The sequence below is a fragment of the Glutamicibacter sp. 2E12 genome, assembly GCF_050030965.1.
Classification (GTDB): Bacteria; Actinomycetota; Actinomycetes; order Actinomycetales; family Micrococcaceae; genus Glutamicibacter.
The window spans coordinates 3,684,789-3,699,633 of the sequence record NZ_CP188297.1; the positions used below are offsets into that span (position 1 = coordinate 3,684,789).

The following is a 14,845-nucleotide window of genomic DNA, read 5'->3' on the forward strand; positions in this document are numbered from 1 at the left end:
GCCCCTATTCCTTTCCGGGATTAAGGCGCAAAGCCCCGGGGGCACCTGTTGTCCGGATTGCTTCTAGCCAGGCACTGATCCACGGATCCATTCTTTGAATGCATCGCGGAGGGCTGCCGGCTCGATGCGCAGGGGCTCCGCCGACTGCTGCCAGCGGCAGGTCGTTCTGCAATCAGCGAGTTTTCTGCCGCGTGCTGGATACGGGAACGCCTGCTTTTCATCCGATTAAATAGTCCGGCTCCTGCGCTTCGACGGCCGCAGCCAATCACCGGCGCATGCTTGGCAGATCAGTTCGCACGCAGCAGGCATTAATCGTCGCGCTCGCCACGGAAAATCCAACCGCCTTTGGCTGCCGCACCGATTTTCCGCACCGCTAGGATCCGTACTCCCCTGAACGCATGGCACCGGCCGGAACCTGCGCCTGTCCCACCCAGCATTCTGCTGATCGCGCCCCACAGCTGCCAGATCCAGCGAAGCAAGCCAGCGTGCATCAGGGCTCAAATGGCAGAAGCCCACCAGTTCAATCGAATTGAACTGGTGGGCTTCGGATCAGCCAGCAGCTGCTAGCGCCAAGTCTCGCCGTTTAGTGGGTGTCCTCGGCAGCGATTTCGGTGCGGTCACCGCTCCACTGCGTGTGGAAGGTGCCTTCCTTGTCGGTGCGACGGTAGGTGTGCGCACCGAAGTAGTCGCGCAGGCCCTGGGTCAGGGCTGCCGGCAGACGGTCGCGGCGCAGGCCATCGTAGTAAGCCAGCGACGAGGAGAACACTGGTGCAGGGATGCCCAGCTGGACAGCAACGGAAACCACGCGGCGCCATGCTGGAACTGCCTTGTTGATCGCTTCAGCGAATGCCGGAGCGAACAGCAGGTTCGAAGGCTTGTCGCCTGCCGAGTAGGCAGCGGTGATGTCCTTGAGCAGGGCTGCACGGATAATGCAGCCTTCACGCCACAGGCCAGCGATCTCGTCGAGCTTCAGGTCCCAGTTGTATTCGCCGGCAGCCGAAGTGAGCATGTCAAGGCCCTGCGCGTAGGAGACGAGCTTCGAAGCGAACAGCGCCTGGCGCACGTCCTCGACGAAGTTCTCCGGCAAGGTGACCTCGGCGGTTTCGCCGGTCAGCACCATCTGGCCCACGGCGCGGATATCGCGCTGCGAGGAAAGGGAGCGGGCGAAGACCGATTCGGCGATGGCCGAAACAGGCGAGCCCATATCCAGGCCGGACTGCACGGTCCAGCGGCCGGTGCCCTTCTGGCCTGCGGAGTCCTGGATAACGTCGACCAGCGGCTTGCCGGTGGAAGCATCGACGTGGCCGAGCACCTCAGCGGTGATCTCGATCAGGAAGCTGGACAGTTCGCCCTGGTTCCATTCGTTGAAGATCTCCGACTGCTTGGCTGGCTCGATGCCGGCGGCGCTGCGCATCAGATCGTAGGCTTCGCCAATGACCTGCATGTCGGCGTATTCGATGCCGTTGTGGACCATCTTCACGAAGTGGCCTGCACCGTCGGTGGAGATCCAAGCGCAGCACGGTGCGCCGTCGTCGGCCTTGGCGGAGATCTTCTCCAGCATCGGGCCCAGCGACTTGTAGGATTCAGCGGAACCGCCGGGCATGATCGATGGGCCGAGCAGTGCGCCCTCTTCGCCACCGGAAACGCCGATGCCCACGAAGTGCAGGCCCTTTTCAGCCAGGGCAGCTTCGCGGCGGCGGGTGTCGGTGTAGTGCGAGTTGCCGGCGTCGATGACCACGTCGCCCTCTTCGAGCAGCGGCACCAGCTGGTCGATGACCGAGTCCACTGGACCACCGGCTTTGACCATGATCAGCACGCGGCGCGGGGTTTCGAGGTTTGCTACCAGCTCTTCCAGGCTTTCGGTGCGAATGAAATCGCCCTCATCGCCATGTGCTTCAAGCAGCGCATCGGTCTTGCCGACCGAGCGGTTGTGCAGGGCGACGGTGTATCCGTTGCGAGCGAAGTTACGGGCAAGGTTTGCGCCCATGACGGCCAGACCTGTGACACCAATCTGTGCAGGCATAAAAATAAGTCTCCATCGATTACGGGGAGTTGAACCGCCAAGCAGAGACCGGATGAGTCACGATCCCTGTTCACGGCCACGTGACCTTTTCATCCTACAAGGGCGACGCCCGTGTTTTACAGAGGATCGCGTAAATTAAAGCATATTTATTTCGCGGATCGACTCGCCATAGTCTGATTTGGCGCAAGTCATTGGCTAAACTGACCCCATGGCAACTAGTCTGCACGCTCATGTGGTTGAGCACCTCGGCTCTCGCATTATCAGCGGGCAAATTCCGCGCGGCTCCATTATCCTCGCCGCCGACCTCGAGCAGAAGCTCCAGGTCTCGCGTTCGGTGATCCGTGAAGCGATCCGCGTTCTGGCCCAATGCGGCTTAGTCACCAGCACCAAGCGCGTGGGCATCCGCGTGCTGGGAGCGGAGCGCTGGAACCCCTACGACGATCATGTCATCCGCTGGCGGCTGGCCAGCGACCAGAAGGGCGCACAGCTGCGCTCGCTGACCGAGCTGCGCATTTCCGTAGAGCCGATGGCCGCGGAACTGGCGGCCGAGTTCGCCCCCGAAGCGATGCGCAAGGAGCTGATGATGCTCTCGGCGCAGATGAACCATTACGGGCGCCAAGGCGATTTGCGACGTTTCCTGGAACTGGATGTCCGATTCCACGCTGTGGTGCTGGCCGCCTCCGGCAATGAGATGTTTGCGAACCTCTCCACCCCGATCGGTGCGATTTTGCGCGGTCGTACCGAATTGGGCCTGATGCCTGAACGCCCGCACGAGGAAGCGTTGCTCTGGCACCAGTCGGTCGCCGATGCCATCTCCAATTCGGACTCCGCCAGCGCGCGGAAGAACATGGAAAGCATCATGCGCCGGACGCACAACGAGATCTGCAGCCTCTGGGACGGCGCGCCGCGCTTGTTCGTGGACCCGGCCAAGAGCTCCCAGTAACCCGGCGTTCCCTTGTTAAATGCGAATCCGCCGGGGCAGCGATCTGCATCGCTGCCCCGGCGGATTTTTTGTCCTTCTCGCTGCCCCTTTTTAGGCCAGCGCGGTCGCCAGGCCGTAGAGCACCATGACGCAGGCGAAGCCGACCACCGATACCAGCGCCTGGCCAACGGTCCAGACCTTCAAGGTGGTTGGCACATCGATGTCCAGGAAGCGCGAGATCAGCCAGAAGCCGGAGTCGTTGACGTGGCCGGCGAAGACCGAGCCTGCTGCCAGCGCCAGCACCATGGCGGCGACCTGGAAAGCGGTCAGCGAGGCATCCGCCAGCACCGCCGGCTGGACGATGGCGGCCGCGGTGGTCAGCGCTACTGTTGCCGAGCCCTGGGCCAGTCGGACGATGGCCGCGATCAGGAAGCCGGCGACAATCAGCGGCATGCCCACCGATTCAAGCGAGGTGGCAATGGCGTTGCCGATGCCGCTGGCACGCAGCACTCCGCCGAACATGCCACCAGCACCGGTGATCAGGATGATCGAGCAGACCGGGCCCAGCGCGGAGTCCACGATGGTCTCGGTCAGGGTCTTGTCCTTGCCCTTGCGGAAGCCCAGAAGGAACATTCCCAGCAGCACGGTGATCAGCAGGGCCACCGGAGTTTCACCCAGCAGGCGCAGCCAGCGCACCCAGGAGGTTTCCGGGTCCACGACGCCGGCGGAGCCGAGCATGTTCAGACCCGTGTTCATGAAGATCAGCAGCAGCGGGAGCAGCAGCAGGCTGAACACCGTGCCCACGGAAGGAGAGGACTTGAACTCGTCCTTCGATGCGCCGTTGCCCAGTGCGGCATCCAGGATATTCGGTACCGGGATGTTGAACTTCTTGCCGACAAACTTTCCAAAGAGATGGCCCGCAACGAACCACGTTGGAATCGCGACGACCAGGCCGAGCACCAGCACGAGCCCGACATTGGCTTCCAGCAGGCCGGAGGCGGCCACTGGGCCCGGGTGCGGCGGAACGAAGACGTGCATCACCGAGAATGCGGTGGCCGATGGGATGGCGTAGAGCAGCAGCGAGCCGCCCAAGCGGCGGGCCACGGTGAAGATGATCGGCAGCATGACTACCAGCCCGGCATCGAAGAAGATCGGGAAGCCGAAGAGCAGCGACGCAACCGACAACGCCAGCGGTGCGCGCTTCTCGCCGAACTTGGAGATCAGCCAGCTGGTCATCACATCGGCGCCGCCACTGGTTTCCAGCATGCGTCCGAGCATTGCGCCAAGGCCGACCAGCAAGGCCACACTGGCCAAGGTGGATCCGAAGCCGCTGGTCAGCGTGGTAATGACCGATTCAGCAGGGATGCCGGAGGCGACCGCGGTCAGCAAGCTGGTGAGCACCAGTGCGAGGAACGCGTGGACGCGGAAGCGGATAATCAGCACCAGCAGCAGCGCTACCGCACCGACCGCCAGCATCAGGAGCCCGGGCGTACTTAACGTCCAGTTCAGTTCAAGCTCAGTTGTCATTGTCTTCCTTGATCAATGGGGGGGCTTCATGCCATGGGTGGTCTGTGGATTGCTGCCAGCGCACTGCGCTAGGACAGTTTAGCGATCAGCTGTCGAACGATGTCCTCGGGGCTATCGGCAATATCCGCGCTGAGCACTGGCTCGTCCGCATCTGGGGCCTCCAGCGTGGCCAGCTGGCTGTCGAGCAGGCTGGTGGGCATGTACTCGTGCGAGCGCGCGTTCATCCGATCGCGAATCAGGGTCGGAACACCGGTGAGGTGGACGAAGATCGTCGCTGGCTCCAAGCTGAGGATGAGATCCCGGTAGCTTCGCTTGAGTGCAGAACAGGCAATAACCAGCGGCGCTTGGTGCCGATTGCTTTCGGCCAGTTTGGCGCCGATCAGCTGCAGCCACGGCTCGCGGTCAGCGTCATCCAGAGACTGTCCGCCGGCCATTTTTTCCTTGTTGGCCTTGGGGTGCAGGTTGTCGCCATCAATGAATTCATGATGCAGCTGATCAGCCAGCATCTTTCCGATGGTGGTCTTGCCGCTGCCCGAGACACCCATTACAACGAGGGGCGGGACCTGTTCACTCATCCATTTACTCCGTCGTACGTGAACCTAATATATGACTTATGTTGTAGCCAAAGTCATAAAGTATGATTTAACTAGAGTAGGAGCGTCAGCGGACGCTGTCAACAGGTTGCACCTGGTTCACCAGGAAGATTCTGCAAAACATGTGGCCAGATGGGGAATTCCCGGATCAATTGGCCCGAGGTTCAAGCATGGCTTGAACCTAGCCTTTGAAAATGCTGAATTTCTTCGAGGTCGTTGTAGAACCCCAGCTCAATGCCATGTACTCTCGGTTTTTAAGTGGATCGAACCCGACCACTGCACAGTCTGACCATTGGAGCGAATCATGGGATTCATTGGATGGATAGTTTTGGGCTTGATTGCCGGAGCGATCGCAAAGGCCATTCTGCCCGGCAAGCAAGGTGGCGGCTGGATCGCTACCCTGATTCTCGGCGTCGTAGGCGCCCTACTCGGAGGCTGGATCGGAAGTGCTATCTTCGGTGAGGGCGTGGATGAGTTCTTCTCGATCTCAAGTTGGCTTCTTGCCATCGGTGGCGCCCTGATCGTCCTGGTCATTTGGGGCTTCATCACCAAACGACGGGCATAACGCACCTCCCGAGGGACCATTGTCCTGCGGATCTTGAATTCCCGCCGAGCAGCAGTACCAACTGCTGCTCGGCGGGTTCTTCTTTTTTCTTGGCTACTTCACCCGCAGCAGCTCAGAGCCCACGGATTCCCTGCGCAATTCGAAAAGCAGAAGGCTCCCCTCAGTGTCCGCGGCTTCCCCAAGCGCGGTATGGAACACCTTGAAGCTGAGTACCGCGGGGCAGTTGCGTGCGAACATCTGGGCCACGGCGGCTGGCCGGGACCGCTGGCCCGGGGCGTCGAAGACCATATCGGTAAATCCCTCGGGAACCCAGCGTGCACCAAGGTTGTCGTCGCCATCCAGGGAAGCTTCCTGCTGCTTTTCCCAGCGTTCAACGATCCGTTCTTCCGAGACATCCTGCGGCGCATACGCCTCCACGATCTGAATCTCGTATCCGGCCTCCTGCAGTTGAGCTGCCAGCTTCTGCGCTGAATCCTCGGACGCAAGGACCTTGTCAATGACGACATTCAGCCCTTGCTCGAAGCATGCGGCACGCAGGTTCTCGCTGAGCATGGAAGATTCCTCATGCACCAGGCTCGCCATGTCCATCGGGAAGAACTGCTCACCGCGCTGCTCGCGCTCTTTGACTTCCCGAGGCTTGAAAAATCCTTCGTAGGTTCCGTCTTCTTGCGCTTCGCGCATCAGATGCGCCTTGAATTCATCGGCATCGATCACCACATAGTCATCTTCATGACCGCCAAGCAGTTCGCGCAGCAGGCTGCTCTTGCCGGCTCCCGGAGCTCCGGCAAGCACAACAGCTTGGCGCTGCGCTTTGGCGCTGCCCGATGCCCGCAGTTCCTGGTCGATCAGCCGCCGATGCAACTGGTCGCGTTCCCCGATCGCCTTCCACGAGCCCGGGGCCACTTCTTCGAACCAGTCAGGGTTGCGCACGGAGATGAACGGTGAATCATTGGCCAGCACTTCTCCGGGCTCATTGAGTTGAGCAATAGTCTTCAGGTGGTCGGTGATTTCTTGGTCATCTGCCATATTCGAATCCTAATCGGGATTAATCGCGATGACCCCACAGCACGCTGACAGCCGATTATCGTATAGTTCGATGATGGGCCCAGTGCCCGCGCACGACGTTAAGGAGACCCATGGCTACCGCACCGCTACCATCTGCAGGCAAAGGCCGAGCCGGGCGAACCTTCGCGCACATCGGCACCGAGCGCACTCGCTGGCGCGGGCTGATCCACGCCTGGTCCACCCCGGGCATTATCATCATGAGCCTGGTGCTGGTCGTACTGGCCAACGGACGCTTGGCGGAATGGACCACCGCGGTCTTCGCGCTCTGCTCGATCCTGCTCTTCGGCACCTCGGCGCTTTACCATCGTGGCAACTGGACCGACAAGGTGATGGGGCTCTTCCGCCGGGCCGACCATGCGAACATCTTCCTGCTCATTGCCGGCACCTACACTCCGGTAGCAGCCTTGACCTTGCCCGGTCCGCAGGCGATCATCGTGCTGTCCGTCATCTGGGCCGGTGCACTGGCCGGAATTGCCATCAAGTCATTCTGGCCCGCGGCACCCCGCTGGGTTGGAGTCAGCCTCTACATCCTGCTCGGGTGGGGCGCATTGATGCAGTTGCCAGCGTTCTGGGCCGCGAACCCCGCGGTGATGATCCTGATTCTCGCTGGCGGCTTGGCCTATACGATCGGCGCGGTTTTCTACGCCACCAAACGGCCAAATCCGCTGCCGAGCGTTTTCGGATTCCACGAGCTCTTCCATGCCTGCACCGTCATGGCCTTCCTGTGCCACTGGACGGCTGTGCTTCTGGTGGCCCTGTAAGCGCGCGAACCCGCTGGAAAAAGAGATCGCCGCAAGCTCCACGAGGAAGCTTGCGGCGATCTTTGGCTGAATCCGGGGCTGGACTAGCGCTGGCCGTAGCGCTTTCGCACGACCACGAGGCCGATCAGCGAAATCACGGCAATTGCCATGTAGTACAGGCTCGGTGCATCCAGCGACCCGGTCAGGTCCAGCAGCCAAGTCAGTACCAGCGGGGCGATTCCGCCCAATAGGGTCACGCCCACGTTGTAGGCCACCGACAGGCCCGAACCACGGATGGCAGCCGGGAAGAGGTTGGAGAGCAACGCCGGCAGCGGACCGAAGTAGAAGGACATGATCACGCCGAGAACCGCGATCACGATCACCATCACGATTACGCTCGGGTTCGAGGTCATCAGCTTGAACAACGGGTAGGCCAGCACGAACGCTGCGACCGCTGCGTAGGTCATCACCCGGGCCGGGCCAATGCGGTCGGCCAGATGGCCCACCAGCGGGACGCCGCACAATGTGATGATGCCCGCCGAGATGCCGCCCAGGAAGGCCGCGTCGGCAGGGATCTTCAGGTTCGTGACAGCGAAGGTCGGCATGTACAGGATCATGTACACCGAAATCGTGGCCACGCCAATGGTTGCCGCTGCGGCCAGCAGGCGGCCGTAGTGCTGGGTGAACAGCGTGCCCAGTGGCGATTTCTCCTTGGCGGCGGAAACGAACTCGTCGGTTTCATCCAGCTTGGCGCGGATGTACAGGCCTACCGGCCCGATCAGCAGGCCAACGAAGAACGGCACGCGCCAGCCCCAGCTCTCCAGGGCTTCCGGGCTCAGGCCGGTGGTCAGGAAGTAGCCGAAGGCAGAAGCCAGCAGCATGGATGCACCCTGGCTGGCGACCTGCCACGAAGAGTAGAACGCCTTCTTGTGCGGTGCGGTTTCGATCAGGAATGCAGTGGCCGTGCCGAACTCGCCACCGGCAGAGAAGCCCTGGATCATGCGCGAGAGCAGGATGATCAAGGCACCGGCTACGCCCGCCACCTCATAGGGCGGCGCCACGGCCATGATCAGCGTACCGAGCATCATCAGGCCCAGCGTGAGCGTCAGCGCGTTCTTGCGTCCCTTGCGGTCGGCGTAGCTGCCCAGCACCATGCCGCCCAGGGGGCGTATCAGGTAGGAAATCGCGAAGGTGGCGAAGGTGAGAATCAGCGCGAACGTGCCGTCCGATTCCGGATAGAACACCTTTGCAATGGTGGTCGCGAAGGTGGCATAGACAATGATGTCGAACCATTCCAGCGCCGCGCCAATGGAACTGGAAATGACCGCCTTGCGGGCTTTGACGATCTGTTCGGGTGTCGCCTTCACCTCTGCGCTCACGAGCTGACCTGCGCAATCAGCGAATCGATGAAGTTCTCGCACGCCACGATCTGCTCCAGCTCGATGTATTCGTCCGGAGCGTGGGCCTGGGCGATATCGCCAGGACCGCACACCACGGTGGGGATGCCGGCCGCGGCGAACAGCCCGGCCTCCGTGCCATAGGTGACCTTTTCATCGGTGGCAATGGCGCCGCAGGCGGCCGCGAAGGACACAATCCCTTCCTCCGCAGCGGTATCCAGTCCCGGAGCGCCCGCCTGCTGGGAGAACTCCACGGAGCAGCTCGGGTTCTGCTCGCGCATCTGGGCTTCCAGCTTGGCCGCTTCTTCGCGCAAGCGCGCGGTCAGCGCCTCGCGGTCCACCACCGCGAGCGAGCGGTACTCGAAGAACACCACCGCCTGCGAGGGAATGGTGTTCACCGCGATGCCGCCGTCGAACTTGTTCACGTTCATGGTGGTGGTCGGTTCGATGAATGCTTCATCGCGCGGGCCATGGTTGCGCAGCTCGGTCGAAACCTCCTCGACGAAATTCGCGAAGCGCAGCGCATAGGAAATTGCGTTGACCCCCTCGGAAGGCAGCGAGGAGTGCGCTGCGACGCCGTTGAATTCGGCGCGGAAAACGTTCATCGACTTGTGGCCGCGGATCGCCCGCATGCTCGATGGCTCCCCCACGAAGCATCCGCGAGGCGCCAGTTTCTCGTCAACAATTCTCTGCACCAGGGACACCGCGCCGACGCAGCCGACTTCTTCGTCATAGGACAGCGCCAGGTGGATTGGTTCGGCAAGTTCTGCGCCGGTGAACCGATCCAGCTTGGCCAGGATCACCCCGAGGAAGCCCTTCATGTCGCAGGTGCCGCGGCCATAGAGCTTGTCTGCGCGCACCTGGGCATCGAATGGATCGCTGCTCCATTTCTGCCCGTCCACTGGCACCACGTCGGTGTGCCCGGAAAGCACAATGCCGCCGGTGCGGGTTCCATCGGCGGCGGGGATGGTGGCCAGCAGGTTGGCCTTGGTGCCCTCTTCGTTGTGGATCAGCTGGGAGCTGATGCCATAGGCGTCCAGCTTCTTCACGACATTCCCGATCAGCGCAAGGTTGCTGTCGCGGCTAGTGGTGTCCACGGCGATGAGCTCGTGGATTTCTTTCATGCTTGCTTCGCTGGGCGCGGGCATTTCAGCTCCTGGTTCTAGGCGATGATGCTATGGATTCATGTTTCCATATTGCTCCCGCACCACCTAGAAGATGTCAAAGAATGGCCTCTGGCTAGTCGGGAATAACGCCGGCTCCACGCAGATAGTTCAGGATCGCGTTCTCGAAGGCCTCTTGCTGGTCCACGGGCCTTGCCGCTTGGCCCAGCGCGACCGACAGGTGGGGGTAGCGGCCTGTTTCCAGCTGGGCGAACAGCGCCGCCGGGTCTTCGGGCCGCTGCTGGCTTTGCTCATTGAGCGCAAATGCTGCGGTGATGGCGTTGAGCATCGCCAGGCAATGCAGCTTGGCCCCTGCCTCCAGCCCGCTGCCTTCCAGGGCCGCTAATCCACGTTCCAGGTAGGCCAAGGCGTTCGACCCCATGGACGACTTGCCCATGGCCAGCGAGGGCGCCCAAGGATGCCTGCGCATGATCTGCAGGCCCTGGGTGGCCAGGCCGAGCAGCTGCTGGGCAGCCGAACCGGCCAGCGATTCCAGTTCATATTCCGCGCTGATCTGCTCAACCATGAGGCCGGTGAGCTCCTCATGGGATTCAACGTAACGGTACAGGGAGGCGGCTCCTGCTCCGATCTTTGCAGCTACGGCTCTGATGGATACCGCTCCCATGCCTTCTTCATCGGCCAGCGCGATCGCCGCCTGGGCGATCTTGTCCCGGGAGTGCCGGGGCCTGGGCCCGGTGCGAGGCTGGTTGCCGGTCATCGCTCGTCCTTTCCCGCAGGGCGCGTCGCGCGCCGTGCTCTGGCTGTATAGTTAACCGCGAACACTGTTCGCATTTAACTCTACAGGAGGAACCATGCGCTTGCTGATGATCGCACCGGGAACACGAGGCGATGTCGCGCCGATGGCCGGCCTCGGCCAGAAGCTGGCGCTCCATGGTTTCGATGTATCCATTGCGGCAAACCCGGCATACAAGGACCTTGCCGTTTCCGCAGGCTGCCGATTCCGGGAGCTCCCCGGCGACATGGGCGCCTTGGTCAAGCCGGCAGCTCCGGGCGCTAAGGCCAGCCCCAAGGATCTGCGCCGGTACCTCCGGGAGCTCCGGGACTATTTCGAACTGGCAGCTACCGGAACGATGGCCGCAGCCGAGCGAGGTGCCGATATCATCATGACCAATGCGGTAGCACCCTATGCCTACGACGTGGCCGAGGCCATGGGCATCCCCGCGATCGGCGCGCACCTGCAACCCATTGAACCCAGTGCAGCGTACTCGCCCATGGCTTTGGGTGCATCGCGCAGCTTCGGGCCACTGGGCAACAAGCTGCTCGGCCAGCTCTTCGCCGCTTCCAAGGCGCCCTACGACCTCCCAGCAAAGCGGGTACGCGAATCCCTGGGATTGCCCGCGCGCAGCCGTATTGCCTCCGAACGCCTTCGCCGCCAGCACCGGAGTCCCATTCTCCACGGCTTCAGTTCAGTTATCGTTCCCCGGTCCGCTGATTGGCATGAGGGGATCGTCAATTGCGGGTACTGGTGGCCGCCAGCCGATCCGGCATGGACACCGTCGCAGAGGCTGCTCGACTTCATCGACGAGGGGCCGGCGCCAGTCTTCATTGGCTTCGGCAGCACACAGGCGCTGGAACCAGACTTCATCACGGATGTTGCCCGGCGCACCGGAAGACGGACTATCGTGCAAGGGGAACCGGAAATCGACGAACCCGGCATCCTGGGCATCGGCGCGGTACCCCACCACTGGCTGTTTCCGCAGATGGCGGCCGTCGTGCACCATGCCGGGGCCGGCACCACGGCCGCTGGCCTGCGGGCTGGCGTCCCCGCAGTTCCGGTTCCGGTCTTCACCGACCAGCCGTTCTGGGCCCAGCGCATCCACCGGCTCGGCGCGGCTGCCGAGCCCATTGCCTACAAGCACTTGACTGCGCAGCGGCTCGCGTCCTCGATTACCGGAGTCCTGGCCAATGAGGACTTGGCCGATGGCGCCCGGCGAATTGCCCGGCAGCTGGCAGCCGAAACGGACAGCTCGATTCCAGTGATAAGGATCCTCGAACAGCTGGGCGCCAGGCACCGGCCCAGCTAGCCTGGCCGGGACCGGTAGAATTGGAACTCCAGCCCCTCGCAACAGAACAGCTCATGCGCGGTTGCCATGCGCTTGAGCAACGCTGATCGACAGGGCTATCCCATCGCTTCCCATTCCGCCACCGCCCCTGTGACCGTTTCCTGGGACCACGAAGGAACCAGCACCACAGCCATCTGGCTGTCCGCCAATTCCCGCCGGGCACCAGCACACATCGTGGTGGCCGATGACCGCTTGAGCGCGGATGCGGCCATGCGCCACGCGGCCCGCGGCACGGCCATGCTGTGGACCGGCGACTTCCACAACGCCAAGCAGCTGCTTGCCGCCATGGACCGGCGCATGGCGGCCGCCAACGCGGCCAAGGCCAGCAGCGCGAAGGCCAAGAAAAAGGTCCTGGATGATGCGCAGAAGTTCTACGCCATCCGGCAGGCCCGGGCCCAGCGTTCGCGGATGCTGTCGCTGATCCTGGTTCCCTTGGATTTCCAAGCCGAGGACGGCCTGGCCGCCCTGGACTTGCCCCGGGCGCCGATCGTCGGTCCGGCGGTGGCATTCGGCTACGAGCAGGCCGCGGACCTGGCTGGACACCGGGCTGTGGCCAGCCTGCAGGAACTAGCTGGCATGCTCAGTGCCCACCAGTGGTTCCTGAAGGGTGTGGACGTTCCGGCACTGGGAGCGAAAATCCACCCGGCCTACGGGACGTTTATGCCCACCCGTCAGGAATATGTGGATCTGGTGGCGGTGGCTCCGCTGGAGGACCTCTCGCTGGCTTTCGACATCGGCACCGGAACCGGAGTGCTCTCGGCAGTGCTGGCCCGCCGCGGAGTCAAGCAGGTCATCGGCACCGACATCCACCAGCGCGCGGTGGACTGCGCCAACGACAACTTCGCGCGCTTGGGTATTTCCGGCGCCGCCCGTGCGCAACTGACCAGCATGTTCCCCGAAGGCCGGGCCCCGCTGGTCGTGTGCAATCCCCCGTGGCTTCCGGGCAGCGCGCCGAGCACCCTGGATGCGGCTATTTACGATCCCGAGAGCAAGATGCTGATGCAGTTCCTGCGCGGATTGCCCGGTCACCTGACCGAGAACGGCGAAGGATGGCTGATCATCTCGGATCTCGCCGAGCTGCTGGGCTTGCGTACCCGCGCGCTGCTGCTGGAGGCCATCGAGGCGGCAGGCCTTGAAGTCATCGACAAGATCGACACCGCGCCAAGGCACCACCGCGCACAGGATGCCCAGGACGTGCTGCATGCGGCCCGTTCGAAGGAAGTCACTTCATTGTGGAGGCTCAAGGCCAAGTAGCCCCGAGTGCGTTCCATGCAGAAACGGCAAAGGTGCCCGCGGAATTCGCGGGCACCTTTGCCGTTTAAGCTCCTGCGTGCCTGTTGCTACTTGTCCAGGCCGTCGCGTACGTCCTTGGCCGCATCCTTGACTGACTCGCCGGCCTGTTTGGCTTTCGCAGCGGCTTGGTCCTTAACGCCTTCAGCCTGCAGGCGTTCATTGCCGGTCGCATCGCCTACGGATTTCTTGGCCTTGCCCGAAACTTCTTGCGCCTTATTCTGGATCTTATCGCCTAGGCCCATTGGAAAATCTCCTTCTGCAGTTGATTCGACAGCGTACCTTCTCCAGCCTAATGGGCCGCGCAGATGATTCACCTGTCCCGGGCCTCTGCATTAGCTGGCACATTTTCCCGGTTCCTCCCCGGCTGCGCAATTGCGTGTATCCTTGCACGTTCGTCCGGCGATCACACCGCATCCAGCAATGCGCGAAGCTGTTCCTTGTACTCTTCGAAGGCGGTTCGCCCAGCGCGGGTCAAGGCAATGTAGGTCACTGGGCTGCGCCCCTCCAGGATCTTGTCCACCTTCACGTAGTCACCGTCTTCCAGCTTGCGCAAATGCGTGGCCAGATTACCCGAGGTCATCGACAGCAGGCCCTGCAGCTTGGGAAACGAGATGCTGTCCCCGGCCCGCAAGGTGTCCAGGACCGTGACGGTCCTCAGCCGTGCCTGGGCGTGGATCAGCGGGTCAAGCTCCTGCATGCCCACCCCGGATCAAGGCTCCTGAGACCAGTTCCGGCTTGCTGCCGTGCAGCAGGCCCAGCACGATGAATCCCAGCCCGCCAACTGCACCGGCCAAGAGGTTATGCGGTGCCGGCGCGGCCAGTGAGAGCAGGGCAATAGCCAGGATCCAGGACCCGAAGACCAGCTGGGCCCGGTCGTTGAAGAGCACCGAGCCGGCAACCACGAGCACGCCGATCACCAGGCACAGGCCGGTGAGGGCAAAAGTCGCCATGCCCATTGAGCTCAGCCCCTCGGCATGCAGCCGCCAACCGAGCAAGGCGGTGATGATCATGCCCAGACTGAAAGTGTTGCCGTAGATCGCCCCTTGCGCCATCGACGGACCTTTGGTCCCCGAACCGCGCTTGGCCGAATGCACGCCGGAAGTCACGATCGCGATGAGGAATGAGGCAACTGCGGTGCCGATGCCAACCGCCGGCGGCAGCAGCGGCGAGCCCTGCGGCGCGAGTGCCAAGTAGAGCCCGAGGAAGGCAATGATCCAGGCACCGCCCCAGATGGAGAACAGCAGTTGCTGGTTCGGGCTCATGCCCTCGCGGGCTTGCTGTGCATCCGATTCAATTCCACGCAGAATGCGAGCCGGGTCGATGTCATTGCTGTTCGTGTTGTCCATGGCGCACTGCCTCCTTCGGCGATCACCGCCTCCGAGCCGCAAAGCAGTACGTGATGAAAACCACTTTGCATTACAAAGTTCAAGATAGCGCTAACGACGGCTTACCGCAAGAGGCGCATTCTGGCAG

15 protein-coding genes are annotated in these 14,845 nt (G+C 62.5%); 5 read left to right on the forward strand and 10 right to left on the reverse strand.

Going from position 1 to position 14,845, the window contains the following annotated elements; all coding sequences use genetic code 11:
• Window positions 1–583: 583 nt before the first annotated feature.
• Window positions 584–2,023 (reverse strand): NADP-dependent phosphogluconate dehydrogenase, encoded by a 1,440-nt coding sequence (gene gndA, locus ACP3TE_RS17495; protein ID WP_426734525.1) that lies wholly within the window; start codon window positions 2,021–2,023, stop codon window positions 584–586.
• Between the two features lie 208 nt (window positions 2,024–2,231).
• Here gndA and ACP3TE_RS17500 point away from each other — a divergent pair, with 208 nt between their 5' ends.
• Entirely contained in the window at window positions 2,232–2,966 is a 735-nt protein-coding gene (locus ACP3TE_RS17500; RefSeq protein ID WP_133833421.1) for a FadR/GntR family transcriptional regulator, read from the forward strand.
• 90 nt (window positions 2,967–3,056) lie between these two features.
• Here the strand turns inward: ACP3TE_RS17500 and ACP3TE_RS17505 are convergent, their stop codons facing one another.
• Together ACP3TE_RS17505 and ACP3TE_RS17510 are read right to left on the reverse strand one after the other, a co-directional pair.
• Window positions 3,057–4,472, reverse strand: a complete 1,416-nt coding sequence (locus ACP3TE_RS17505; RefSeq protein ID WP_332504551.1) for a GntP family permease — start codon at window positions 4,470–4,472, stop codon at window positions 3,057–3,059.
• Between the two features lie 68 nt (window positions 4,473–4,540).
• Window positions 4,541–5,047, reverse strand: a complete 507-nt coding sequence (locus ACP3TE_RS17510; protein WP_332728400.1) for a gluconokinase — start codon at window positions 5,045–5,047, stop codon at window positions 4,541–4,543.
• A gap of 322 nt (window positions 5,048–5,369) precedes the next feature.
• Here ACP3TE_RS17510 and ACP3TE_RS17515 point away from each other — a divergent pair, with 322 nt between their 5' ends.
• A complete protein-coding gene (locus ACP3TE_RS17515; protein WP_105657761.1) occupies window positions 5,370–5,630 on the forward strand; it encodes a GlsB/YeaQ/YmgE family stress response membrane protein in 261 nt (86 codons plus the stop codon).
• A gap of 93 nt (window positions 5,631–5,723) precedes the next feature.
• Here the strand turns inward: ACP3TE_RS17515 and ACP3TE_RS17520 are convergent, their stop codons facing one another.
• Window positions 5,724–6,656 (reverse strand): zeta toxin family protein, encoded by a 933-nt coding sequence (locus tag ACP3TE_RS17520; protein WP_426734528.1) that lies wholly within the window; start codon window positions 6,654–6,656, stop codon window positions 5,724–5,726.
• Window positions 6,657–6,766: 110 nt separating this feature from the next.
• On the opposite strand from ACP3TE_RS17520, the gene trhA reads away from it, so the two are divergent.
• Complete coding sequence (gene trhA, locus ACP3TE_RS17525) at window positions 6,767–7,456, forward strand: PAQR family membrane homeostasis protein TrhA (protein ID WP_181148987.1); 690 nt, start codon at window positions 6,767–6,769, stop codon at window positions 7,454–7,456.
• Window positions 7,457–7,539: 83 nt separating this feature from the next.
• Here trhA and ACP3TE_RS17530 read toward each other — a convergent pair whose 3' ends face one another.
• The 3 genes from ACP3TE_RS17530 to ACP3TE_RS17540 form a co-directional block, all read right to left on the reverse strand.
• A complete protein-coding gene (locus tag ACP3TE_RS17530) occupies window positions 7,540–8,814 on the reverse strand; it encodes an MFS transporter (RefSeq protein ID WP_133833424.1) in 1,275 nt (424 codons plus the stop codon).
• Window positions 8,811–9,980, reverse strand: coding sequence for an acetylornithine deacetylase (argE, locus tag ACP3TE_RS17535; RefSeq protein ID WP_426734530.1), 1,170 nt, complete (start codon window positions 9,978–9,980; stop codon window positions 8,811–8,813). The genes ACP3TE_RS17530 and argE overlap by 4 nt, the downstream gene beginning before the upstream one ends.
• Window positions 9,981–10,071: 91 nt before the next feature.
• Entirely contained in the window at window positions 10,072–10,713 is a 642-nt protein-coding gene (locus ACP3TE_RS17540) for a TetR/AcrR family transcriptional regulator (RefSeq protein WP_332489094.1), read from the reverse strand.
• Between the two features lie 94 nt (window positions 10,714–10,807).
• Here ACP3TE_RS17540 and ACP3TE_RS17545 point away from each other — a divergent pair, with 94 nt between their 5' ends.
• Window positions 10,808–12,040, forward strand: coding sequence for a glycosyltransferase (locus tag ACP3TE_RS17545; protein WP_332489095.1), 1,233 nt, complete (start codon window positions 10,808–10,810; stop codon window positions 12,038–12,040).
• Window positions 12,041–12,106: 66 nt separating this feature from the next.
• Window positions 12,107–13,333, forward strand: a complete 1,227-nt coding sequence (locus ACP3TE_RS17550) for a class I SAM-dependent methyltransferase (protein WP_332489096.1) — start codon at window positions 12,107–12,109, stop codon at window positions 13,331–13,333.
• Window positions 13,334–13,419: 86 nt separating this feature from the next.
• On the opposite strand, the gene ACP3TE_RS17555 is transcribed toward ACP3TE_RS17550, so the two are convergent.
• The 3 genes from ACP3TE_RS17555 to ACP3TE_RS17565 form a co-directional block, all read right to left on the reverse strand.
• Window positions 13,420–13,614 carry a CsbD family protein gene (locus ACP3TE_RS17555; RefSeq protein WP_105657755.1) on the reverse strand — a complete coding sequence of 65 codons (195 nt, stop codon included), beginning with the start codon at window positions 13,612–13,614 and terminating at the stop codon, window positions 13,420–13,422.
• Window positions 13,615–13,775: 161 nt separating this feature from the next.
• Window positions 13,776–14,069: a transcriptional regulator gene (locus tag ACP3TE_RS17560; protein WP_105657754.1), complete on the reverse strand. Its 294-nt coding sequence runs from the start codon at window positions 14,067–14,069 to the stop codon at window positions 13,776–13,778.
• Window positions 14,056–14,718: a hypothetical protein gene (locus tag ACP3TE_RS17565; RefSeq protein WP_332489097.1), complete on the reverse strand. Its 663-nt coding sequence runs from the start codon at window positions 14,716–14,718 to the stop codon at window positions 14,056–14,058. The genes ACP3TE_RS17560 and ACP3TE_RS17565 overlap by 14 nt, the downstream gene beginning before the upstream one ends.
• Between the last annotated feature and the right edge of the window lie 127 nt (window positions 14,719–14,845).

What these genes read in the sequence shown, in the direction of transcription:
- ACP3TE_RS17540 (WP_332489094.1), bottom strand. Translation starts at nt 10,713, where the DNA reads ATGACCGGCAACCAGCCTCGCACCGGGCCCAGGCCCCGGCACTCCCGG.
- trhA (WP_181148987.1), top strand. Translation starts at nt 6,767, where the DNA reads ATGGCTACCGCACCGCTACCATCTGCAGGCAAAGGCCGAGCCGGGCGA.
- ACP3TE_RS17545 (WP_332489095.1), top strand. Translation starts at nt 10,808, where the DNA reads ATGCGCTTGCTGATGATCGCACCGGGAACACGAGGCGATGTCGCGCCG.
- ACP3TE_RS17505 (WP_332504551.1), bottom strand. Translation starts at nt 4,472, where the DNA reads ATGACAACTGAGCTTGAACTGAACTGGACGTTAAGTACGCCCGGGCTC.
- ACP3TE_RS17555 (WP_105657755.1), bottom strand. Translation starts at nt 13,614, where the DNA reads ATGGGCCTAGGCGATAAGATCCAGAATAAGGCGCAAGAAGTTTCGGGC.
- ACP3TE_RS17560 (WP_105657754.1), bottom strand. Translation starts at nt 14,069, where the DNA reads ATGCAGGAGCTTGACCCGCTGATCCACGCCCAGGCACGGCTGAGGACC.
- argE (WP_426734530.1), bottom strand. Translation starts at nt 9,980, where the DNA reads ATGCCCGCGCCCAGCGAAGCAAGCATGAAAGAAATCCACGAGCTCATC.
- gndA (WP_426734525.1), bottom strand. Translation starts at nt 2,023, where the DNA reads ATGCCTGCACAGATTGGTGTCACAGGTCTGGCCGTCATGGGCGCAAAC.
- ACP3TE_RS17565 (WP_332489097.1), bottom strand. Translation starts at nt 14,718, where the DNA reads ATGGACAACACGAACAGCAATGACATCGACCCGGCTCGCATTCTGCGT.
- ACP3TE_RS17500 (WP_133833421.1), top strand. Translation starts at nt 2,232, where the DNA reads ATGGCAACTAGTCTGCACGCTCATGTGGTTGAGCACCTCGGCTCTCGC.
- ACP3TE_RS17520 (WP_426734528.1), bottom strand. Translation starts at nt 6,656, where the DNA reads ATGGCAGATGACCAAGAAATCACCGACCACCTGAAGACTATTGCTCAA.
- ACP3TE_RS17510 (WP_332728400.1), bottom strand. Translation starts at nt 5,047, where the DNA reads ATGAGTGAACAGGTCCCGCCCCTCGTTGTAATGGGTGTCTCGGGCAGC.
- ACP3TE_RS17550 (WP_332489096.1), top strand. Translation starts at nt 12,107, where the DNA reads ATGCGCTTGAGCAACGCTGATCGACAGGGCTATCCCATCGCTTCCCAT.
- ACP3TE_RS17515 (WP_105657761.1), top strand. Translation starts at nt 5,370, where the DNA reads ATGGGATTCATTGGATGGATAGTTTTGGGCTTGATTGCCGGAGCGATC.